The sequence below is a fragment of the Candidatus Bathyarchaeota archaeon genome (assembly GCA_026014805.1).
GTDB lineage: Archaea > Thermoproteota > Bathyarchaeia > Bathyarchaeales > SOJC01 > JAGLZW01.
Genome location: JAOZHR010000031.1, coordinates 19,679 through 39,263, shown reverse-complemented (window position 1 = coordinate 39,263; position 19,585 = coordinate 19,679). Strand labels below are relative to the sequence as shown.

Sequence of the window (19,585 nt, the reverse complement as noted above, 5' to 3'; positions counted from 1 at the left end):
GAATTAGTGTTCTGACGAAACTAGTTCTTTCAGCGAATCGGAGGTGCAGTCTAGATGTCGTATGGAAGTAGAGAACCAAGAGAAATGCATAAGGCAGTTTGCGCGGAATGTAAACAAGAATGTGAAGTTCCGTTCAAACCTGACGGAAGCAGACCCGTATACTGCCGAGAATGCTATGCAAAGAGAAGACCCCCAAGAAGAAATAGATATTAAACTCACAAGCTGACTTCCTATTCTTCGTTCACAATCCTTTTTCTTTTTTTTATCTTTTCTTCTTTTGCGCACACACGAAAGAAAGAAAAAATCACCGTCAAGAAAGGCTTTGATTCTGAAGAAGCTTTGGCAATGTATGCATCTTCTATAAACTGAAATGTAGAGTTAGGATAAAAATAATTGTGTGGGGGGTGAGATTTGAACCCTACCCACAGTGGAGATATCCCCCGCAACTCCCCATTTTTCATGTAAGTCGTAAGACCTAAGCAGATGTGGGTGTGCAAACTCCATATGTTGTTGCATGATTTTTCAGTCGTTGAGAGTGGTATCCTAAATGATTGTCGTAGAAATTGACGGCGTAAGTAGGCGCAGGCTATGGAAAAACGCGCGTATTGGCCGTAAGTTTAATGTTGCTCTGCCATAACCTCAATATGGCGTGAATTAGGTGGGTATGGGAAAAAGCTCTAAGAAAAAGCCAATGACCAAGAAGGAAAGAAAAGAGAAAAGGAAAAAGCGCAAAGAGAAACGTTGAGGCTACTTATACTTCCATGCGTGCGCAAAATCAGCCATACTCACATATGAATTTCAACCATAATAGCCACAACCTCAGCCGTCATTTGCTGATTGCTTAACACTTTAAATTATTCATGATTTCCCGTGAATGCATCTTTACGATTTCACCTAAAATTACTCTGTTCGCTCGGCGTTGCTGTTGAAAATCGCGTTCAGCGACCTATTTTTCGCTTTCTGTGAAACGTCGCATAGAAGAAACATTCATAAATCTTAAGTGCAACAAAACATAGTAGTATTTAGGAGAGAGGAGGAGAAATGGTTAATCAGACATTGCTAAAGTGGTCTATGCCTCTCTCTTTATCTATATTGTTTTGGATAATATTGACAGCCACTTTGGTCAATGCGACATCTCCCCCTGCGACGCTCTCGCCTAGCCCGGTTGAGGTGAGCTGGTACGTCACAGAAGTCTCTGGCACACCGATAGACAATGCCAGCTTAACAATCTATTGGGCAAACTCAACCACTGGTAATTTCACTGTCATGCCTGCAGATGACGGAGCAGGAACATATGTTTATGACAAAATTGCTGACGTTAGGCAGAACCCAATATTCAGCGGATATTGGAACCCGAATTATACACATGGCAGAGCGGTGTGCGACATTCATCCTGCTGGGGGTCTTTCTGGACTCTACTTCTATGTAGAAATTGAGTACGAGTCAGCGGTATGGTACTGGCCTGTGAAGACGAGCTACAAGCCTGGAGATCCAGCTTGGCAGCCAGTTAACGCAAGCGAAAGCCCCAGCGGTTACGCAGCAGCAGGTCCAGGAATAGGAACTGGCCCAACAACAGCGTATCCCACGCAACCAACCCCAGAAGTGGAATCTTCGGATCTCGAGGGCGAGCGCGCAAAAGACAGCTTCGGTTATTGTGAATCAGTGTATGCGTATGGCTCTGGCTACGCCCCAAGCACAACCTATCCTATCTACGTGGTCAACGACACAACGTGGACCAATGGAATGGATATTCCAGACCCTATCGACGGGACCGCTGAGAACGTCACAACTGATGGCAACGGAGACATTGCCTACAGCAACTTGGAGCCACCTGGGCCCCCACCCGCACTAATATGGCCTTCCGCCGTCAAAGTCACAGGGGCATACGATGTCATAGTAGACGTGAATAATGACGGATTGTACAACGAGACTATAGACGCTCTCGATGACAACGACGTAGACGGTGCAGGCTTCGAGGTGTTACCTTTACCAGTTATAGAATCTTCGGACTTTGAGGGAAACAGGAAAGACGTATTCGATAAGGACGAATCGGTGTACGTATATGGCAGCAATTATGCCCCATACACAACCTATCCTATCTACGTGGTCAACGACACAACGTGGACCAATGGAATGGATATTCCAGACCGTGTCGACGGGACCGCTGAGAACGTCACAACTGATGGCAACGGAGACATTGCGTACAGCAACTTAGAGGGATCCGGAACCCCACCAGCACTAATATGGGAATCAGCTAGGAGTGGAGAATTTGACATCGTTGTCGACGTGAATAGGGATCGAAAATATAACAAATCCTGTGATCCTCTTGACGACTTGGACGTGAATGATGCGGGTTTCACTGTGGTGGGCGGCGTATCTGTTTCTATAAAGAAGATTACATTGCCAGCGTCTTGGATTTCACCCATTATAGTCGTATCCGCAGTCTTCGCGGCAGCATCCATCAAAACACTATACAAGAGAAAACATAAAGCAAAACACACGCCCTTGAAACCTGTAGAAAAGAGTTGAGCCCAAACGAAACGCACTTCGATTTCTCTACACCATACGTCGCCCAAATATTGCAAGTACCCTCAACTGAAACCATACAAGCTCCTTTCGGCGACTCAGGTGTGCAAGCGCCCAAAAACAACGAGCATTCATTAGACTTAATCTTCCCAATCATCACCAAATAACACTGACACCCAAGTAAAATATCCCTACCCGCCTCCACCCTCATACTGTGCCTTTTATGCGCAAGCGCGCGCCACCAAGGATTTAAACGTAGTACGTAGAGTTTGGCGCCGGGGGTGGGATTCGAACCCACGCTGCGTTACGGAAAGAAATCCTCTGCGCCCTATTTTTTTCTAGTGGCTTGTTTCTCTGAAGCAGAACCCATTGAGGCATAGAAAACTCTGATTCCGTTATACTCATTTTGAACGTCACTGATCTCTTCCTCGGAAAATACTTTCCTTTTGTCCAGTAATAATCCGTAGAAGCTAGATTCAGGTCTACTACGTTTCAATTTTCTCAAGTCATCTAAAACCTCTTTCAACTCTTTTTGCATTCTGTTTTTAGACTTATTTTTATTGAGTTTTAGCTCAATACCGATGCTAGGCTCGGAAAAATAATAACCCTTTCTATACACAACTTCTTCATTCTCAAAGTCGTAGTTAGACGGTTTAACGACAGTTACATCAACACGTTTTTTGTTCAGTTTTCCGAAAACGAAATATGAACTCTCAGAGTGTACGTAGTTTGTCCTTTTCGCTCCATCCTTGGTCACTTCTTCTTGCGAAAACAAGGGATCATTATTGAGTTCCATGAACAGTCTGCACTTGAGGTCGGATTCCGTTAGGAACAGTTCTGGATTTCTCCTGAATGTGCTGATTATCCTTAAAATGCAATCCTCAACTCTTTCGTTGAAAGATTTGGCCACAGTCTTTCATCCCTTTGAATTTTACGTATTTGACAAAGCCATCCTTGAATATTAATTCTTTGACAACATGCTTATACATATCAGACCAAGATCTTATAAAGAAGGGAAACCCCATGAAGCTGTGTTTTTTGAGTGATGCACACCTATTTCAGACCTACATGGAAAAATATGATCCGCTATCGGATTTTGCACAAGTTTTGAACTCTGCTGCGAAGCTTAAGCCTGATGCGATCATTCTGGCTGGAGATATGTTCGACTACAAGAAAACAGCTACTACATATCTTCGTCACTATGAAGGTGAAGCTTCCATGATAAGAATAAGGAAGCTTCTGACCACAATTGATGTACCTATATTTGCCGTTAGAGGGAACCATGAAAAGTCAGAAGTTCTTATGAGCTTGGATCAGACGGTTGAAAATTTTCATTACAGAGAAAACGAATGGGAGAAAATAGGGGAACTCGACGTTTATTTTCTTGAGACTTGTTATGAGACCAGTGGATACGATACGAAACGACTTAAGACCGTCTTCGAGACCGTTGTGAAAGAAGCAAGCAATTATTCCGCTCCTGTGCTAGTAATGCACGAAACGCTTGCACCATTCGATAATGCGGTGCCACCACAAATAATCGAAAAGTGTGGTCCAGCATTCAACCACGTTTTCAATGGTCACATGCATTATTACGATGCGGAAACGTACCGGAAAGAAAAGACTGTCATTCTGCCCTCACTGTTGCCATCGCGGGTTGTGTGGGGAAAATATTGGATGGAAAGATACAGATGGGGACCAGAAGATAGTAAATACATCAAGGAAGAAAGACCATCTCCTTTTGGATTTGTCATTTTCGATTCAGAGAAGCGAAAGCTAAAGTTTCACCGTTTTAATCCTTCAAGAAAGATTTTGTTACTCCATTTTGAATTCTCGAATACAAAGCTGGAGGAAGCGAGAAGAAGATTAAGATCAGTTCTTGATGAGCTGAACGCTAGAAAGGGTAAAGAAGAACTAATCGTATTGCCAGCTGTCTCTGGTCAGCTTGAATTCTCCCCCGTGTTTCTGGAAGATATTCCGCATGAGTATCCCGATCTGTTTGTGACAGAAATCTTGAAAGAGTTCACCAGAAAAACACCGTTCTTGGTTGGAGAAGAAACACTCGCGCCTATTGTTTCCCCTGAGCAAATATGGAAGGAAGTGCGGAAACTGGATTCTGAGATTCTGCAGTTGATCAACGAAAAGTTACCTAGCAAAATCAGCTTGGAGACTGTTAGAGGAGTAATAGATGCTGTACTCAAAGAGGATTCCAATATGTTCCAAGGACCTACGCCAAAAATAACGGTTATGCTGAGGAACTTTGTGGAACGCGTGACAAAGATAATTCAAAAGAAAGAAGGGATGAAGAAGCCGAAAAACTTTGAGACACACTTGGAGGAATTTGTAAAGAAGGTGAAAGAATGAGACTACTATTTGCGAATTTCGACGGTATGCTGGGTCTATACGGCAATGTAGATTTTGTCAGCAAGCAACCGGTCATATTTTATGGAGAGAACTTATCCGGAAAAACAAATATCATCAACGCATTCCGTTATTGCATCGACCCACCACTCGGACGACGAAAAACCAGATACTCCGAAGACAAAAAACTTGGAAAAGACGAGATTCTTATATCTCCTTTGAATCGTGGCTCTGCCGCATTCTATTTCAGCCAAGGGAACACTCTTCTCAAGCTAAGATATGATTTTCGTAGAAAGGGCAAACACATCAGTAGCAAACAGTTCCTTTACATAAAGGAAGAGAAACTTCCTGAAAGTGGAATAGAGAAGTTTCTGGAACAGATTGATTGGGGGCGTCCTGTAACAACAAGCGTCAAAGAAATAAGAAGCGAGTTAGAGAAGCGGAGGATATATCCGGAGATTCTCGACATTCTGATTGCACCTTCTAATGTTGCAAACTTTTCCAGAGCCATGAACAAAGAGGTTGTTTCCATACCTGAACTGATTCAGAAAAGGATTGAGAACATAAGAAGTACAGCAGAGAAATACGGCAGACACCTCAGCAATCTTCATGATCTAGGCATAAGAGAAAGGGAACTTCTTAACAGAAGAAAGCAGTCATTAAAAGAGGAAATTGTCAATCTGGAAGTTGAAGAGGAGAAGGAGATCGAGGAGTATTTCCGAAGAGGATCTGAGGGCATAAATAATTTCAAAGAAAAGATCGAGGCGGAAATGAAGAAAATTCCAGAAAAAACCGAGAAGGTCGCACTCAACATAGAGAGATTGGCAACACAAATAAACACAAAAACGAAAGCCGTCTCACACCTGAGTGAATTGGTTGAAGCGGAAGAGGAATTCAGAAAAGCACTGCAAGAAAAAGAAAAGCTGGAAGAAGCAAAGGAAAAACTGAATGAGTGGAACATGAAACTGAGTACTCTGCCTGACGCAGAGCAGGTTGAGATTCTTAAAGACTTCGACCTTCCTGAGTACAAGGACTTCAATTTCTCGGTTCTGAAACATGCGGATGAGGTAGAAAAAATTCTTGAGGGTCTTTCTTCGGTCCGGACAACAATAGCAGGTGTTTGTAGGGTCGCTGACAAATATCACACTTCCCCATCCGATTTATCGAATACTAGGAAGGAGTATAGCGGGCTTTTGAAAACGATCGAGAAACCGATTAAGAAGCCAGATGGGATACAGGCTATTCTGTTCTTCGCCAAGGAAGAAGCAAAAGTCGGAATAGCGCTGGATGAATTAGTCAAGGAACTGAAGTATATCCGCATTTCTCCAATTCCGCGGGCCTTCAAACCAAAGAAGGTCAGTAAGGAATTGATGAAACTTCATGAGAAACATGTCGCAACGTTGAAAGATGCGATCAAAGAACTGAAAGACTCTTTGAAAGATTTGAAAAACGCACGGAGAAAATATTCTGAGATAAAAACCGAACAATTGGCCTATCTGCAGCGTGAAATCGAATCGCTCAAGAGAAAAATAGACTACAGAAAGGATAAGATAACTGACTTAAACAGCAAATGGATGGGTGCATATTCTCTTCTATGTGAACCTTTCCAGATAACCAAGAAAGCTATCGACCTGACAGATATTGAACAGTTTGAAGATTCAGTTGAAACCGTGAAAGATGCGTTAACGACTGCCCGAAAAAAGCTCAAGCAAGACCTGACCGAGCAACTGAAAGACTATGAGAAGATCGTAATTCCCGAAAAAATCGACAAAGACTCCATCAAGAGAATATTGGATCTTCTAGAGGAGAAGGCTGACAAGTTAAAAGAAAGAGGTGAGAAACTTCAAAAGGCTAGAGGATGGGTTGATGAAAACTTCGGCGAGATTCAAGGAATCGAAGAAAAACTTCAAACGATTGGGATGTCGGAAATAGCTTGCCTCCTTGGGGTACAGATTTTTGATATCGTTCGTAGAAAAAGCAATTTGAAAGAGATTGTGGAACGCTTAGCACAAAATATTGAAGCGAATGTTAAGCTGACTTATCAAAGAATTCTTTCCGATGAGAATCTTATGTTTGAGCATATTGGAGAGGGTCTCTTTAGATGCACATTGAAAGAAGACCCCATCACTCATCCTTCTGGTGCTCAAAGAGCAGTGATCAGCTTGGGAATTATGATGTCGATAGCAAAGGCTTTTGGCCTTCCCATCTTATTGGATGAAGCCGCAGACAGGTTCGACTATTTACGGCTGCCACAATTCCTTGATTACATCATTGATTTGGTTCAAGACCCACGCAATCCACAAGTCTGTTTGGCTATGTATAAGACACTTAACGTGGAGAGAAATCCTGAGATGGAAGAGAGGATGACCAAGACTGGCTTATATATTCTTAAGAAAGTAACTGAGACCAAGAAGAACATAAAACCGCTCAACGTCTCCTCCCTGTTCAGTTCGTGACGTGCATGGAAATTTCCTCTGATCCCTGTTTTTATATTTACATGACTCTAGAAAGCTGTTTAGTATTAAAAAAAATGGTTGGACTCTAAATATAGAGGTCAGATTTGCCTCTATTGCAATCAATACAAAGAGTCCAAAGGTTGTTGAGACTATCCGTGCCTCCCTTTGCTACAGGTATTCTGTGATCTACTTCAAGTTTCGTTTCTTTCGCAGTTCTGCCACACGTACAACACCTATAACCATCTCTTTCAAGAATAAGTAGGCGAAGCTTCTTAGAGATCGCTCTACGTTTAGGTGTTGAGCGTTTTTTTGTTGTAGTTAGAGTAACCGATTGCCTTGGAATTCTGGATTGCCTTAACAACTCAGTTAGAGGGAATCGAACCACAAATTGTTCTTTAGTAATGCCATTGAAAGCAAAAAACGGATGGGCAAAGTTGCCTACCAGTCTTACTAGGTCCTCCTGCGTCGATGGCTGTTTTTCAACTATTTTCTCAGTCAGTTTCTTAGCAAACTTGTTGTAATCTTTCCACCCATTATCGATAATGTATTCTAGGAGTATGTCTTCGACACTTATTATGTCTTCAATTAGACGATTTCTCTTGCTGGAGGATTTTTGTCCGAACATAGCTATCAAGATCCAATGCCTTAGCCCAAGGTTTCTTTGCATAGATAGGGCTTTTACCCTTAACACCTACTTTCTTAATTAAACCATTTTTCAGTAGCCTCTTGGAGGCACGCCATAAGGACATAGTTGGAATTCTATTTCCTTGGCTTGCCAAACTTTTCTCAATCTCTTTTATTGAACGCACGCCATCTATTTCCAGGTACAGGATTGTGGCATTCTTGTCGCCTTCGAGAGCCTTTCTTATCCTACTTTCGTAGTTAGATCTTCTTTCGTGCCATTGGTCTTCAAGTTCCTCTTTGATTTCTTCTACGTCTTTCTGCAGTTTTGTAATCCGTTCATGAGTATCAGGATGAATTGACATTTGATCACCTAGTATCTTTGCTCATGTACCTTCTTACCATCTCGTTCTACAGTTCTCACTAATCCCTTGCGTCGCAATGAACTTAGAACTGCGCGAGTGTATGCCTGTGATTTTTTTATTTCGTTGGCAATATCTTGAGTCGCATTTACACCATCGCATAACTCGTAAACATGACTTTCAATAGAACCCTCTTTCAATATTTTCTTTTTCGTTTCCTCAAGTTTGTCTTGATTAGTAATAAGAAGCAATGCCTTGATATCTTCCAACAGACTCTTCATCTCATTGAATATATCTTCACTCATTTCTTGTTCTCCGCCATCTCTATCGCCTAGAATATTTGCTCGTGAACTTGTTTGCCATCTTTCTCGATTGTCCTGATCAGACCTTCACGCCTCAGTATGCTAAGGTAGGAGTTAACATAATCTGTTGATTTTTGGAGGGCTTGAGCTAGATCTTGGGTTGTTCTTGCTCCGTCGCACAAGTTGTAAACGTGCAATTTGACCGTTCCCTCTTTGAGCAGTGACTTCTTCACTTCAGCAAGTTTATCCTGATTTGTAAGAGTAAGAATCGCCTTGATTTCCTCTAAAGATCTTTGTATTTTTCTCAATAATTCCTTTTCTAATTCTTCAGGCATAAGATTCCTCCTGTAATTGTTTAGAACCCTCAGTCTTGTCAGGAGTAGTTGACTCCGCTACTTGCTTTTCTTCTTTCTCAACCTCTTTAACCCTAGGCACTTCAATACCAAAATCTTCTAGATCAAAAGAACGTTTGAAGCGCGATCCTCCTTTGACCGGAATGCTCTCTCCCAAACCCAATTTCAACCAGGCCTGCCACATGTCAAAAACTGTACTGGTGCTACCTATCCCTGCAAGTTTGGCTATTTTCACTGTTCCACGGGTACCATCGCTCAAGTGATAAGCAAGTCTCTTCAGTTCGGTATCCAAGACACCAACAAGCGTGTTCTTTACTTCTTTCATTCCTGCAAATTTGATCCATTTGAGAATCTCTCTTAGCAGTTTAGTCTGCTCATTCTTTTCCTTGCTCATTTTCACCATCTTTTTCTTGTTTGGGTATTATTGTTGAATCTGCTTCCACAGTTTGAGGAGCGAGTTCTTTCTCATTTGTTTTGTCTTTCATATCTTCAACCTCTTTCGATGCCTCTTGTTCAGCCTCACCTCTTTCCTCCATGACTAGATCTATCCAAGAAGGAGGAACATAATCCAGTATTTTGCATGGAGGTTCACGTTTAGTGTACTCGATGAATTCAGCAGATGCTGCGGCATTAAGGAAGTAGGAGACTGCCATTTGGGTCACGCCAGCTTCTTTCGCCAAGTCTTTTGGCATTCTTTTGCCATCTATAAGAACCCATATCTTTTTGCGGGCATCACTATTAGCAATCTTTGAAAGTTCCTTCTCGATGATAGATGCATTGGCGAGTATCAGTATTTTCGATATCTTTCTTAGTTCGCGCAATGTTGCATTGTCTTCTTTTTTTGACGCATTCATTTCAATTACCTTCAGTTTTGGATAAGTCGGATGTAGTTACACTTGTTGTATCCTTTTCACTACTCTCTGGAGTTTGTGTTTGACCGGTTGCTTTCGGTTTAGTCCTAGACTCTCTCTTCTTTCGAATAATACCTAGTTGGACACTGACATTGTCAGGGCTCTTGTTGAGGAGGCGGGCTATTTCAGACGGTCTGAATCCTAGTTCGTCCAGCAAGCTGATCTTATCTTGTTCCTTATCAAGCCCCTTTACGGTATCTATCACAAGAAGTCTAAGCATTTTGTCCAACTTGCCGGAAATTTCGGTTAATAATTTATCTGTTTGACTCAACTCAATTCGCCTCATGATAGATTCTCTTGACCCATTCCTTGATGTTGACTTTCAGTTTTTGTTCATCGTCTTTTGAAATCGGATTGTTGTGTGCGACGATGTTTCGGATCTCCTCAATCATTTGAATGGTGTTGATAATCCATGCTTGGGTGTTCGGAAGTTTGGGAAGCTTTGGTTCAAAATCCTTCCAGTTTCGTATTATTATATTTCTTAGGTCGTCAAGGTCTACAAGATAAAGGGGATGTGGTGCTTTTTTTCCATAATATCGCGACGCGCCCTGTTTGCCTTGCCGACCCGAAGCTTTGCTCTTTGTTTCTGTTGAGACGGATGTGTCCCACCAGTTTTTTCCGTGAATATCTTCTAGTGTTGTTCTAATGAATTCCCTTACTGAGTTTTCGAATACGTACAGAAACGGATAAACAGTAGCCATTTGCCTTGCTTCTCGAACTTTTCCTGATGGAAGAGCTATTTCAGGTATGTCAGGACGAGAACTGAACTTCACTCCAGCAACTCTTCTTTTGGCGATTGTTCGAGTTTTTGTGACTACTATGGGATCCCGAGGATGAGAACGTCTATATTCTCTATATTCTTTCAAAGCTTCTTTACCTGCATATCTACGCGGATCCAACCCATTCCGATGAGCATATTCAAGAGCATACACCAGGTTTGAACAACTTCGTCCATCAGCTTGCGCTATCTCTGTTATCTTTGCATAGATGGTTGGCCGTTTAAGACTGGTCTTTTCCATAAGTGTTTGCATTAATTCCTTACTGATTCTCCTCGACATCATTCGTCTCTCCTCTTAGGTAAGATATGCTTTTGAAAGATCCACTCTTTATATTCGTGGTTTTAGTCTTTATTTGGGGAATCGTAAATCCGAAATCCTCCAGTTCAAAGAATTTCTTATATCTGACCCCACCTCTTACTCCTAAGGGCTCGACAATTCCTAATCGGGCCCACGACTCCCAGTATCGCCTGACTGTTCTATCGCTTACATTAGCAGCCTTACCAATTTCAACGCTGCCATGTTCGCCATCACTCAAGTGATAGATTAAGCGTTTTTGTTCAGTATCCAGAATATTCATCAGTACAGTTCTCACTTCTCTGGCTCCAGCAAATTTGATCCACTTCAGCATCTCTTCAAGAAGTTCAATCATTCGTTCAAGGTTCTGCTTGTTCATTTGTAACCTCCTCTATAGGCTGTTCAGTTTCTATTGGAGTTTCTCCTGTTTGCAGCATGGGCGGCACAGTGAGACCCACCTCCTCTAAAGAGCAAATTCGTTGGTAACGGCCTCGACGTTTTTCGGACGGTTCAACAATGCCAACTTTGCTCCATTTCTTCCAATAATTAACAATGGTAGCATTGCTTCCTACGCCAGCGAGTCTGGCAATTTCCCTTGTGGTACGTTCACCGTCTGATAATTCATATATTAACATCTCGGTGTCCGTTGTCAAATTTTGAGTTAGATTAGTACGTAGTTGTTGCACTCCGGCAAACTTTGTCCACTTCAAGAGTCGGTCTAGTTTTTGCTCGATGCTTTTGAGAGTTTTTAATTCGTCTGACATCTTGCTCCTTCACTCTTAATTGGACGCCAATATTTAAATGTTTATCTAGGGTCTTAAGATAGCTATTCTTTTATAAATGTTCTTACATAATTAGTCAAAAAAATGAACAAACACTACACGATAACGGCTAAAGAGTAATCTCGTATTTTTTCCATCTTCCAGAACCTTCCACTCTAACCAAGCCAAGGTCGACTATCTTCTTCATGTAATTTCTATAAGCCCTAGCCACAACAGGCTTTGAGACAAGTTTGCAGTACTCCTTGTACAACATACCAGACGCCATCCTAGTTTTCTTTTCGGCAGTTTGGGATACTAGGAGTAAAAAACGATATCCAGCATGAATTGGATGACCTTCGCTCTGACTTAGGGAGACCGAATAAGAGTAAGATACAAACAATAATCGAGAGGCGAAAAATCGCAAGAACACGATGGAGACGTCTTATACAAGGGTGGCAATGATGATATTCACTCTTTCTCTCAGTCCGAAGTTTACGCTGAAATGATTGAAAAGATTAGAAGAAAAAGTGAAAGAAATCCTGAAAGATTAGATCACCGTGTAATATGCACATTCGCGGACGGTTACCTTTCTAACCATGTCCCATTTCTTCTCCAACTTTTTCAGCGTCTGACAACACCGTGTTTTGTTGATGCCGGTTAAGAAAGAGATCAAATCTACGCTTAAGGGCTCTTTTGCCTCTCTCAGAACTTTCAGGATGACTTGATCGTATGCCTCTGTTTCGGCTAATTGCCTATACTTACCCGTTGTCTCTCTAACTCTCTTCTTTGCTTCTCTTTCAACGTATTCCATCAGTTCTTTAAGAGATTGAATTTGAGTAATCTCTTCAACCATGATTCCACCTTCTCTATTCGATGATACTTGAACTCGATATTTTTGTGCTTTAGCCTTTTGTTCAACTCTTTTAGATTTGAAATGGACGGACGTAGACTTTGAGAATTGCATCGTGACCATCACACCTGAAAAGGGAAGCAACCCTCGACAGTTCAAGGTAAGTGGAAAACTCATAGCGATGCTTAATGCTTTACCGAGAGAAGACGAAAGGATATGGAAGGCAAAACTGAAGACGATAACCAGAACCTTTGAGGGTTCGCGCGCAAGAATAACAGAAATCACCAAGAATCTACGGTTGAAACGGATTACATTCCACACCTTCAGGCATTGGAAGGCCACGATGGAATACCACAAAACCAAGGACATCCTACATGTCATGAAAATGCTGGGTCACAAGAACATCAGCAACACGTTGAGGTACACTCAACTCATAGAGATCGATGACGATGAATTCATCTCAAAAGTTGCCAAGACAGTTGAAGAAGCTTGTGCGCTCATAGAACTCGGATATGATTACATCACAGAGTTCCGGAAACAAGGAATCAAAATCTTCAAAAAACGCAAATAATCCAGAAAACACCGTAGGTGGAACTGTGGCGCCGGGGGTGGGATTCGAACCCACGTGGCCCAAAGGACCACAGGCTTTCAAGCAGCTTTTCCAGGCTTGAGCTCTGTAACGTACAGATCTGCTCCATACCTGGCTCCCCGCGTAACAGTTGTCTGTTATGCTCTAGGAGACCCCGGCACTAAGCTCTGAAATAAGCACCCCTATCATTTTAAGGCTTTTTGGAGAGAAGCACTCTGTAACCGCTTTTTCTCGCCAGAACTTCTACATTGCCAAGAGTCTTTTTTAATTCGTTTAGAAGGCGTTTTCCTCCAATCTTTGATCTTACAACCATCTGAAACACTGCATTTTCCCGGAGATGTTTGGGGGCATCTGTGATTATAGGTGATACTATTTGCATTCCGGCACTTACTGGAGGATTGCACAGAATGGCAGCAAACTTCGCATTTTCTACTGGTTCGTAGAGAAATCCGTGGCGAATCTCAACATTATCTACTCTATTACGTTTTGCGTTCTCTTTGGCCAACCATACTGCCCGTTCATTCACATCAGCCATGATTACATGTAAATCGGAATTGAATGTGGCAGCTGCTATCCCAACCGGACCATAGCCGCAACCCAGATCCAACACGTAGCCTTTTTTCGGCAAAATCATTGATTCAATTAAAAGTCGTGTTCCTAAATCGATACGTCTCTTTGAAAAAACACTTGAAGACGTTAAGAACTCAAAGAAGTGCCCGCGAAGGTGGGTGCGTATTAATCCAAGTTGAGGCTTCGATTTGGGTTGTTTGGCATAATAGTGTTCATCCTCGCTATGTTCATGCTTCATTTAGAGCTGCCTCTTTCAACTTCTATCAAGAGACTAAAAACAATATCGTAGGTTGTTATAGTTTAAGTTGTTTTTCGTGGCGCTCCCAGATGAGACCGATAATTAGGAAGAGGACGCCTAATACGAAAAAGTAGGTGAGCGGAAGGGAAAAACTTGATAATGCCTGTTCAAAGGTTTGACTGCCCATTTGAGTATAATATAGGGCGGTAATCAGTAAAGCACCAAACGTAGCGAAGCAGCCGATGCCAAAACCTACTGCTAAACCATTTGTAAACGCACTTTTCCTGTGATACTTCCGCTCTTTTTCCAAAAAGCTATCCGCCCTTAGTTAAAGAGTGTAGTCATAACAAAGCTAATAAAATGTTTGAAAGCCACGTCTTAATTGAAACTAAGTACTGCTGCTCATGCTCCACATCTTTGGATAAACATTTCTATCCATTAAAACCCTAACTGTCTTGGCCACAAACCCGTGATCCATATTTAAAATTCGCTCCGATGAAGCCAATGCCCTCGCGAAAGCCACTGCCTCGCCTTTCTGAGTGAAAATAACTACTCCATCCTTCTTCTTTATCCCAGTTTCTATAGACAGAACTCCAGGTGCAGCTACATAAGCCCCATGACAAACAGCAGCCACTGCAGAATCACGTATGAAAATTTTAGGAAGGAGTTCTAAAGCCTTCTCCATCGGATAGATAATTTCTCTAAGACTCTCTTCGTTACCAGTTTCTTGGCATTCAGAAACATAATATAACAGGTCGTATAGTGTCACGAGCCCCTCGCTTTCAGTGAAAGGCCCAGCACGAGTCCGGCGAAGCTCTTGCATGTGCGCGCCACATCCGAGAACCTCCCCTATATCGAAACAAAGTTTGCGAATGTAGGTGCCGCTTTCACATCCTACTCTGAACAGAACGTGTTTCTCTCTGATTTCCAAAAAATCCAGGTAGTAAATCGTTCTTACCCGCAGCCTTCGCTTCACAGCAGACCGCACCGGAGGTCTCTGGAAGATTCTTCCTTGGAACTCATTTAGAACAGTTTCCACTTTTTCTTCTGGCATTGAATGGTGAAGCCGCATTACACAGATGTATTCTTTTCCGCTTAAAAGAAGCGCTTGAACCACCTTTGTGGATTCCTCTAGAGCAACAGGTAGAACACCAGTCACCTTGGGATTTCCCTGGCTTGCTAAACGGAAGCCCCTAGGGTCCCACCATGACCAGCATGTGCGATGGTTAAGATACGCTTAACCCAAGCTGTAACTTCGTGGCTGGATGGCCCTGATGTTTTATCTAAGTTTATTACTCCAAGCCGAACATAGTCTTTGATAGGGCGTTCTTCAGGCCTGCAACCATATTGGGCATCGGTTTTTTCTTCAGCCTTAACTAGCAGCTTCCTTTTGATCTTCCACGGTGCATTAATTCCTTGCATTAGTTTCCTCCTTCAAAAAGCAAAATAGACTGTTGAAGGTTAAAAAAGTTGAGCTTACACAACTTGAGGTTTGACAAGTTCTTTCATTTCTTCAGTTTTCCCAGCCGTTTCCAGTGCTTGAGCCACATCTTCGTCGGTTGCCCCTCGGTCGAGTTTAATTTTTTCTCCTGTTGGTTCTATGTGACTTATGTTGACTCTTCTGCGCTTTATTCCTGTAACCTCCTTGGGTCCAGTTAAGAGGACGAAGTTCTTGTCAATCAGGTCTACGATCACGCATTTGCGTCCCGCCTCTCTACCGACGACTTTCACACAGATTCTCCCAACTTCAACTGCAGACATTGGAAATCACTCCGCTGGTTTTGAAAGAGATGCAGCAACTGATATTTAACAGTACCCATTTTTCATCATTAGCAATTGTTTCTCATGTGTACACGGAGCACATTTGGCTGTACTAGTGCTGTGAGATGCCACTCTAGACTCTTGAAACAGCACAGTCTTAGAGGTTGAATTCAACGTCAACGCCTTACCACGGACTGACACGTTTGAGTTTCTACTCCACGCTCATGAATACTTTGAACCTCCCAAAAAAAATCAATGAAACTTAATCACCTACCCCCTCCCCCCTTGCTTCTGGGTGGATTTCTAAGAGTGTGAAAAGGGAATTGTGCTATGGATGTTGCCGCTTAAGAAACTGATATTTATAGTTTCACTGTTGATTCTAAAGGAACATACGATCTATAACGAGGCTCAGTGTTTTGAGAACTTCATCTGAACTTAGATCGTTTACGTCTAGAATGAGATTGAAAGGAGAAAAATCTTCTCCAAGGTCAAATCCGTAGAGTCTTTTGTAGATAGCTTTGGTTTTCGCATCTTTCTCCTTCAAAGCTGCAAACGCCTTTTCAATGCTTATTTTGTCTCGTTGTGCAATTCGCCGAGCCCTTTCTCTAGGCGATGCTTCCAACCAGATTTTGAAGCTCGTTTCTAGAAGCCATGGCATAGTCCAGCTATCAAGAACAACATCTCCTTGCCCTGCCCATTCCAACAATTTTTCGTCAACCTTTCTGTCAAAGGACGAATCCTCCGTTCGTTTCTTGAGGAAATTCATTCCTTCTTCGCTTTCCCACCACCCTCTATCGACAGATTTGGAACCTGCTTCTAACGCCAAAGCTTTCAGTGCATCACCTCCTGAAAAATAGCGCAACTCATATTTTTCCGCGATTTTCTTGGCTGCGGTGCTTTTGCCGCATCCAGCCATCCCTGATATGCACAGAACAATCTTCTTTTTCGAATTGTCGGACGATGTCGCCATTTCAGCTTCTCGCCTTCAGTGTCAAAGTGTTCGTGATGTTTGCTTCAGCAAGTTTCGGAGGCAAATGTGGCAGAGTTGTCCGCCGAAGATGCGGCTGATTCTTTTCTGGGACTTAGGAAGCTTGCGTATCTTCAAGGCTGAGTGGGGTAGAAATGTGAGATAGCGTCCACAATTAGAACATCTTGGATTGTTTGTCTTTTCTTTTTTGTATAGTACCTTGCTGCGTCCGCCAGGTAAAGAACGATATTTTCGCTTTCTACTTCTCGTTCTCAATGCAGGGCGTGGCACTTCATTCCGCTCCTATTCCGACGCCAAAGATTCTAGAGAATAGAGTGCTAAAGAACAAGGAGCATAGAAGATACCAATAAACTATTGAAAGTGGTCCGAAACCTGGAAGAAATGCAATAGGCCCTTGGTAAATGCCCCAAAGCACCTGCCACATAAGAATAAAAGGAATAAAGAAAAGCAGTGATATTTTCATTGACTGCCATGACATTTTCTGTTGTAGCTTCATTATTTTGGCTTTTTGTTTTTCCACTTTAGCGAGTTTTTTCTTGTCCTTGTTTCGTTGAGCTTCCTTAAATTCGCTCGTCCACTCCTTAATCTCCTTTCTCCAAGCACGCATTTGCTCCGGATTAGTAAGTAAACGGTTAACTAAGGAAGTAAGAAAGGTTAGAGACACGCAGAGTATAATGATAAAAATTGTTGCTGCTGGCGCTTGCGGTGCTAACAGCCAATCTATGAACAAGGTTATAAACATGTTTTGATGCTCCAGTTCAATTTTTCTTCATTATTCCAATTTGTTTATCGTCAAGGCTTTTAACTATTTTCATTCTTAGCCTCCAAATAAGCGGCGGAATGCTGGATACATCTCTGCAACCCGTTCCTGCATTAACTGTTGATAATACTGATAAATAATGCCGACAGAAAGCAGCACGCCCATGCCTGTCCCAAAAACCCCGAAAAAGTCTGCAAAGGCCGCAATAGTGCCAACAACAATTCCTCCGAGAACTGTAACTGCTGGGATATAGCGCTTCAGCATGGTCTCTATAGGTCCAGCTGATCTTCTGTACCCTGGAATATGCATGCCTGAATCCACCAATTGTTTCGCAACGGTCGATGGCCCTAGACCGCCTACCTCAAGCCAAGTGAGTGAGAAGATTACACAAAATATTATCATAAAAACAGCAAAAACCATTGCTCTCATTGGATCCAAAGTTACATCTAGGATGCTACGCGGCGCTATTACATAGTAAACTAAACCGCCTATAGGTTGAGGTTGTTGCCCAGCCGCTGCTGAATAGGTTCCTAGAAGATTGAAGAAAAAGTTTGAGTTGTTTCGGTTGAAGTTGAGCCAGATAATCTGCGAAAAGAAGTATACGTTGGCGAATAGAGCGGAAGTAAAGATTACAGGTAAGTTGGAAACATATAGAAGCTTGATGGGGTATCTGCCGCGGTAACCTCTGTAGTCAGCATGGGAAACAGGTAGCTCTACTCTGATGCCTTCCACATATATGACGACAAGAAACACCACAATTGTTGTGAAAAATCCCAGTAGTGCAGGCAGATTTTGAGATCTGATGAAAGCATTATCAATTGCTGGGATGAGGTGTGCAACAGTGCCAGAAGTAGCATTGAATGGCACATATTTTAGAGCAAAAGAAAACACTGGCTGACCTGATGTAATGGTTTGCAATAATGCTGGAAAGGCGCCGTAACTCTTTTGATCAGCTAGCCCTGGTGTCAAAGCGAAGCTGTCCCACAATATTCTCTGGGCTACTCCAGCCATAATGAAAAGGCTAATTCCGCTTCCTATTCCCCAACCTTTTTGAATCATCTCATCTAGCAGCATGATTATTATCCCTGCAAACAGAAGTTGGAGAAAAATGATGATGCTTATCGATACTGGCAGTGACCCATAGACGCCGCCGATTATGTAAGCGGACGCTTGAACTCCTGTGAGTAGTATTGAAAAGAATTTACTCGCAGTTGTGAAGAGCCCGCGGTCTTCAGGGTTAGACATGTCGACATTTATCATTCCTGAACCAGCTAAAAGCTGAAGGATCAAACCCGCAGTCACTATTGGACCTATGCCAAGTTCCAGTAGTGTCCCTCTGTTAGAGGCAAATATGATTCTGAGATAACTCATTTCAAAGCCGCTTTCTCCCGCCTGCAAGCCATAAAGCGGGATTTCAGCCATGATAAGGTAGATAATTAGCGCTAGAGCGGTCCACAACAGCTTCTGGTTAAACGCAACTCTTCTTCTAGGCGGTGTCGCCTCCGGCAAGAATCTCGCCATGGGTTTGAAAATTCCGAGAAATCTGCCCGCCATTTTTTCCTTCCTCCGATTTTTTCTTTAAGCTATTGAGCCTCTCACAGTAGTTATGCACGTATCTGGTTGATTTTTTCTGTGATAAATCTGCCGCCTGCTTCTTCCACCTTTTTGGCGGCGGACTCTGAATGAGATGCGACTTTTATTGAAAAAGGTTTAGTTACGTTGCCCATGCCCAAAAGTTTGCTGTAACCGAACTTGCCTAAATCTAGAAAAAATAGCTCTTCTTTTTCCTCTAAGCCTTCTTCGGTAGAAAGCTTCAGCGCCAACTCTTCCAATTTCCCAACGTTTACTACATTGACTTTCTTACGGTTTGGGGAATAGAATCCTTTCTTGGTGAAATAATCGGGTTCATATCTCAGCACGTAGGACCATAAGTGTTTATGCCGACCTGCTTTCGTATGGCCTTTTTGACCGCCTTTGCGATGCTGACCCACCCTACCCCATCCTACTGTTCTTGAACCTCGACTTTTGCGAGTCTTTCGAAGTTTGTGAGGCATTTTTCAACCACGCTTTTTTTAAAATAGATGATAAACCGTCCATAAAATCTTT

Annotated in this window: 27 protein-coding genes, 1 tRNA gene and 1 pseudogene; 5 read left to right on the top strand and 24 right to left on the bottom strand. The window is 42.5% G+C overall.

All coding sequences use genetic code 11. The features are described from left to right. The first annotated feature begins 54 nt into the window (after positions 1-54). Together NWE91_08725 and NWE91_08720 are read left to right on the top strand one after the other, a co-directional pair. Positions 55-213: a DNA-directed RNA polymerase gene (locus NWE91_08725; protein ID MCW3986470.1), complete on the top strand. Its 159-nt coding sequence runs from the start codon at positions 55-57 to the stop codon at positions 211-213. 828 nt (positions 214-1,041) lie between these two features. Further along, positions 1,042-2,529, top strand: a complete 1,488-nt coding sequence (locus NWE91_08720) for a hypothetical protein (protein ID MCW3986469.1) — start codon at positions 1,042-1,044, stop codon at positions 2,527-2,529. On the opposite strand, the gene NWE91_08715 is transcribed toward NWE91_08720, so the two are convergent. Next, the gene (locus NWE91_08715) at positions 2,462-2,737 is read right to left on the bottom strand and encodes a hydrogenase formation protein HypD (protein MCW3986468.1); all 276 of its coding nucleotides are present in this window, start codon (positions 2,735-2,737) and stop codon (positions 2,462-2,464) included. The genes NWE91_08720 and NWE91_08715 overlap by 68 nt on opposite strands. 117 nt (positions 2,738-2,854) lie before the next feature. Further along, positions 2,855-3,436, bottom strand: coding sequence for a hypothetical protein (locus tag NWE91_08710; protein MCW3986467.1), 582 nt, complete (start codon positions 3,434-3,436; stop codon positions 2,855-2,857). A gap of 113 nt (positions 3,437-3,549) precedes the next feature. Here NWE91_08710 and NWE91_08705 point away from each other — a divergent pair, with 113 nt between their 5' ends. Both NWE91_08705 and NWE91_08700 read left to right on the top strand, forming a co-directional pair. Further along, the gene (locus NWE91_08705; protein ID MCW3986466.1) at positions 3,550-4,887 is read left to right on the top strand and encodes a metallophosphoesterase; all 1,338 of its coding nucleotides are present in this window, start codon (positions 3,550-3,552) and stop codon (positions 4,885-4,887) included. Beyond that, on the top strand, positions 4,884-7,340 hold the full coding sequence (locus tag NWE91_08700) for a hypothetical protein (GenBank protein MCW3986465.1): 2,457 nt from the start codon (positions 4,884-4,886) through the stop codon (positions 7,338-7,340). Before NWE91_08705 ends, NWE91_08700 begins: the two co-directional genes overlap by 4 nt. An 85-nt stretch (positions 7,341-7,425) precedes the next feature. Here NWE91_08700 and NWE91_08695 read toward each other — a convergent pair whose 3' ends face one another. From NWE91_08695 to NWE91_08640, 12 genes are all read right to left on the bottom strand, one after another. Continuing rightward, the gene (locus NWE91_08695) at positions 7,426-7,965 is read right to left on the bottom strand and encodes an HNH endonuclease (protein ID MCW3986464.1); all 540 of its coding nucleotides are present in this window, start codon (positions 7,963-7,965) and stop codon (positions 7,426-7,428) included. Then, a complete protein-coding gene (locus tag NWE91_08690; GenBank protein MCW3986463.1) occupies positions 7,922-8,326 on the bottom strand; it encodes a hypothetical protein in 405 nt (134 codons plus the stop codon). The genes NWE91_08695 and NWE91_08690 overlap by 44 nt, the downstream gene beginning before the upstream one ends. A gap of 8 nt (positions 8,327-8,334) precedes the next feature. Next, on the bottom strand, positions 8,335-8,628 hold the full coding sequence (locus tag NWE91_08685) for a hypothetical protein (GenBank protein ID MCW3986462.1): 294 nt from the start codon (positions 8,626-8,628) through the stop codon (positions 8,335-8,337). 26 nt (positions 8,629-8,654) lie between these two features. Beyond that, complete coding sequence (locus NWE91_08680; protein ID MCW3986461.1) at positions 8,655-8,960, bottom strand: hypothetical protein; 306 nt, start codon at positions 8,958-8,960, stop codon at positions 8,655-8,657. Continuing rightward, positions 8,953-9,372, bottom strand: a complete 420-nt coding sequence (locus tag NWE91_08675) for a hypothetical protein (protein ID MCW3986460.1) — start codon at positions 9,370-9,372, stop codon at positions 8,953-8,955. Before NWE91_08675 ends, NWE91_08680 begins: the two co-directional genes overlap by 8 nt. Further along, on the bottom strand, positions 9,353-9,832 hold the full coding sequence (locus NWE91_08670; protein MCW3986459.1) for a LacI family DNA-binding transcriptional regulator: 480 nt from the start codon (positions 9,830-9,832) through the stop codon (positions 9,353-9,355). Before NWE91_08670 ends, NWE91_08675 begins: the two co-directional genes overlap by 20 nt. A 1-nt stretch (position 9,833) precedes the next feature. Further along, positions 9,834-10,175, bottom strand: a complete 342-nt coding sequence (locus NWE91_08665) for a hypothetical protein (protein ID MCW3986458.1) — start codon at positions 10,173-10,175, stop codon at positions 9,834-9,836. Next, positions 10,162-10,947: a Swt1 family HEPN domain-containing protein gene (locus NWE91_08660; GenBank protein ID MCW3986457.1), complete on the bottom strand. Its 786-nt coding sequence runs from the start codon at positions 10,945-10,947 to the stop codon at positions 10,162-10,164. Before NWE91_08660 ends, NWE91_08665 begins: the two co-directional genes overlap by 14 nt. Further along, complete coding sequence (locus tag NWE91_08655) at positions 10,928-11,341, bottom strand: hypothetical protein (GenBank protein MCW3986456.1); 414 nt, start codon at positions 11,339-11,341, stop codon at positions 10,928-10,930. The genes NWE91_08660 and NWE91_08655 overlap by 20 nt, the downstream gene beginning before the upstream one ends. Beyond that, positions 11,322-11,726: a hypothetical protein gene (locus tag NWE91_08650; protein ID MCW3986455.1), complete on the bottom strand. Its 405-nt coding sequence runs from the start codon at positions 11,724-11,726 to the stop codon at positions 11,322-11,324. The genes NWE91_08655 and NWE91_08650 overlap by 20 nt, the downstream gene beginning before the upstream one ends. Before the next feature lie 127 nt (positions 11,727-11,853). Next, positions 11,854-11,997 carry a hypothetical protein gene (locus NWE91_08645; GenBank protein ID MCW3986454.1) on the bottom strand — a complete coding sequence of 48 codons (144 nt, stop codon included), beginning with the start codon at positions 11,995-11,997 and terminating at the stop codon, positions 11,854-11,856. 273 nt (positions 11,998-12,270) lie between these two features. Continuing rightward, positions 12,271-12,687, bottom strand: a complete 417-nt coding sequence (locus tag NWE91_08640) for a hypothetical protein (protein ID MCW3986453.1) — start codon at positions 12,685-12,687, stop codon at positions 12,271-12,273. Position 12,688: 1 nt separating this feature from the next. Between NWE91_08640 and NWE91_08635 the strand changes: the two genes are divergently transcribed. Next, positions 12,689-13,144, top strand: a complete 456-nt coding sequence (locus tag NWE91_08635; GenBank protein ID MCW3986452.1) for a tyrosine-type recombinase/integrase — start codon at positions 12,689-12,691, stop codon at positions 13,142-13,144. Positions 13,145-13,170: 26 nt separating this feature from the next. Here NWE91_08635 and NWE91_08630 read toward each other — a convergent pair. The 10 genes and pseudogenes from NWE91_08630 to NWE91_08585 all read right to left on the bottom strand — a co-directional run bounded on the left by NWE91_08630 (position 13,171) and on the right by NWE91_08585 (position 19,533). Then, a tRNA-Ser gene (locus tag NWE91_08630) sits at positions 13,171-13,321 on the bottom strand. Between the two features lie 31 nt (positions 13,322-13,352). Then, complete coding sequence (locus NWE91_08625; protein MCW3986451.1) at positions 13,353-13,970, bottom strand: class I SAM-dependent methyltransferase; 618 nt, start codon at positions 13,968-13,970, stop codon at positions 13,353-13,355. A gap of 55 nt (positions 13,971-14,025) precedes the next feature. After that, positions 14,026-14,280: a hypothetical protein gene (locus tag NWE91_08620; GenBank protein ID MCW3986450.1), complete on the bottom strand. Its 255-nt coding sequence runs from the start codon at positions 14,278-14,280 to the stop codon at positions 14,026-14,028. Between the two features lie 78 nt (positions 14,281-14,358). After that, a pseudogene (locus tag NWE91_08615) lies at positions 14,359-15,392 on the bottom strand (RNA-guided pseudouridylation complex pseudouridine synthase subunit Cbf5). Between the two features lie 54 nt (positions 15,393-15,446). After that, entirely contained in the window at positions 15,447-15,731 is a 285-nt protein-coding gene (locus tag NWE91_08610) for a 50S ribosomal protein L14e (protein MCW3986449.1), read from the bottom strand. A gap of 379 nt (positions 15,732-16,110) precedes the next feature. Next, on the bottom strand, positions 16,111-16,701 hold the full coding sequence (locus tag NWE91_08605; protein MCW3986448.1) for a cytidylate kinase family protein: 591 nt from the start codon (positions 16,699-16,701) through the stop codon (positions 16,111-16,113). A 21-nt stretch (positions 16,702-16,722) separates the two neighbouring features. After that, positions 16,723-16,989 (bottom strand): 50S ribosomal protein L34e, encoded by a 267-nt coding sequence (locus NWE91_08600; protein ID MCW3986447.1) that lies wholly within the window; start codon positions 16,987-16,989, stop codon positions 16,723-16,725. A 1-nt stretch (position 16,990) separates the two neighbouring features. Further along, a complete protein-coding gene (locus NWE91_08595) occupies positions 16,991-17,461 on the bottom strand; it encodes an EMC3/TMCO1 family protein (protein MCW3986446.1) in 471 nt (156 codons plus the stop codon). 75 nt (positions 17,462-17,536) lie between these two features. Next, positions 17,537-19,033, bottom strand: a complete 1,497-nt coding sequence (gene secY / locus NWE91_08590; GenBank protein MCW3986445.1) for a preprotein translocase subunit SecY — start codon at positions 19,031-19,033, stop codon at positions 17,537-17,539. A 50-nt stretch (positions 19,034-19,083) separates the two neighbouring features. After that, on the bottom strand, positions 19,084-19,533 hold the full coding sequence (locus NWE91_08585) for a 50S ribosomal protein L15 (GenBank protein MCW3986444.1): 450 nt from the start codon (positions 19,531-19,533) through the stop codon (positions 19,084-19,086). Positions 19,534-19,585: the final 52 nt, after the last annotated feature.

Excerpts from the sequence above, each read along its gene's own strand:
- NWE91_08705 (MCW3986466.1), top strand. The coding sequence starts at position 3,550 with ATGAAGCTGTGTTTTTTGAGTGATGCACACCTATTTCAGACCTACATG.
- NWE91_08675 (MCW3986460.1), bottom strand. The coding sequence starts at position 9,372 with ATGAGCAAGGAAAAGAATGAGCAGACTAAACTGCTAAGAGAGATTCTC.
- NWE91_08645 (MCW3986454.1), bottom strand. The coding sequence starts at position 11,997 with ATGTTGTACAAGGAGTACTGCAAACTTGTCTCAAAGCCTGTTGTGGCT.
- secY (MCW3986445.1), bottom strand. The coding sequence starts at position 19,033 with ATGGCGGGCAGATTTCTCGGAATTTTCAAACCCATGGCGAGATTCTTG.
- NWE91_08655 (MCW3986456.1), bottom strand. The coding sequence starts at position 11,341 with ATGAACAAGCAGAACCTTGAACGAATGATTGAACTTCTTGAAGAGATG.
- NWE91_08715 (MCW3986468.1), bottom strand. The coding sequence starts at position 2,737 with ATGAGGGTGGAGGCGGGTAGGGATATTTTACTTGGGTGTCAGTGTTAT.
- NWE91_08625 (MCW3986451.1), bottom strand. The coding sequence starts at position 13,970 with ATGAAGCATGAACATAGCGAGGATGAACACTATTATGCCAAACAACCC.
- NWE91_08720 (MCW3986469.1), top strand. The coding sequence starts at position 1,042 with ATGGTTAATCAGACATTGCTAAAGTGGTCTATGCCTCTCTCTTTATCT.
- NWE91_08640 (MCW3986453.1), bottom strand. The coding sequence starts at position 12,687 with ATGCAATTCTCAAAGTCTACGTCCGTCCATTTCAAATCTAAAAGAGTT.
- NWE91_08665 (MCW3986458.1), bottom strand. The coding sequence starts at position 10,175 with ATGAGGCGAATTGAGTTGAGTCAAACAGATAAATTATTAACCGAAATT.
- NWE91_08700 (MCW3986465.1), top strand. The coding sequence starts at position 4,884 with ATGAGACTACTATTTGCGAATTTCGACGGTATGCTGGGTCTATACGGC.
- NWE91_08690 (MCW3986463.1), bottom strand. The coding sequence starts at position 8,326 with ATGTCAATTCATCCTGATACTCATGAACGGATTACAAAACTGCAGAAA.
- NWE91_08680 (MCW3986461.1), bottom strand. The coding sequence starts at position 8,960 with ATGCCTGAAGAATTAGAAAAGGAATTATTGAGAAAAATACAAAGATCT.
- NWE91_08605 (MCW3986448.1), bottom strand. The coding sequence starts at position 16,701 with ATGGCGACATCGTCCGACAATTCGAAAAAGAAGATTGTTCTGTGCATA.
- NWE91_08610 (MCW3986449.1), bottom strand. The coding sequence starts at position 15,731 with ATGTCTGCAGTTGAAGTTGGGAGAATCTGTGTGAAAGTCGTCGGTAGA.
- NWE91_08695 (MCW3986464.1), bottom strand. The coding sequence starts at position 7,965 with ATGTTCGGACAAAAATCCTCCAGCAAGAGAAATCGTCTAATTGAAGAC.
- NWE91_08650 (MCW3986455.1), bottom strand. The coding sequence starts at position 11,726 with ATGTCAGACGAATTAAAAACTCTCAAAAGCATCGAGCAAAAACTAGAC.
- NWE91_08585 (MCW3986444.1), bottom strand. The coding sequence starts at position 19,533 with ATGCCTCACAAACTTCGAAAGACTCGCAAAAGTCGAGGTTCAAGAACA.
- NWE91_08660 (MCW3986457.1), bottom strand. The coding sequence starts at position 10,947 with ATGTCGAGGAGAATCAGTAAGGAATTAATGCAAACACTTATGGAAAAG.
- NWE91_08595 (MCW3986446.1), bottom strand. The coding sequence starts at position 17,461 with ATGTTTATAACCTTGTTCATAGATTGGCTGTTAGCACCGCAAGCGCCA.
- NWE91_08685 (MCW3986462.1), bottom strand. The coding sequence starts at position 8,628 with ATGAGTGAAGATATATTCAATGAGATGAAGAGTCTGTTGGAAGATATC.
- NWE91_08725 (MCW3986470.1), top strand. The coding sequence starts at position 55 with ATGTCGTATGGAAGTAGAGAACCAAGAGAAATGCATAAGGCAGTTTGC.
- NWE91_08670 (MCW3986459.1), bottom strand. The coding sequence starts at position 9,832 with ATGAATGCGTCAAAAAAAGAAGACAATGCAACATTGCGCGAACTAAGA.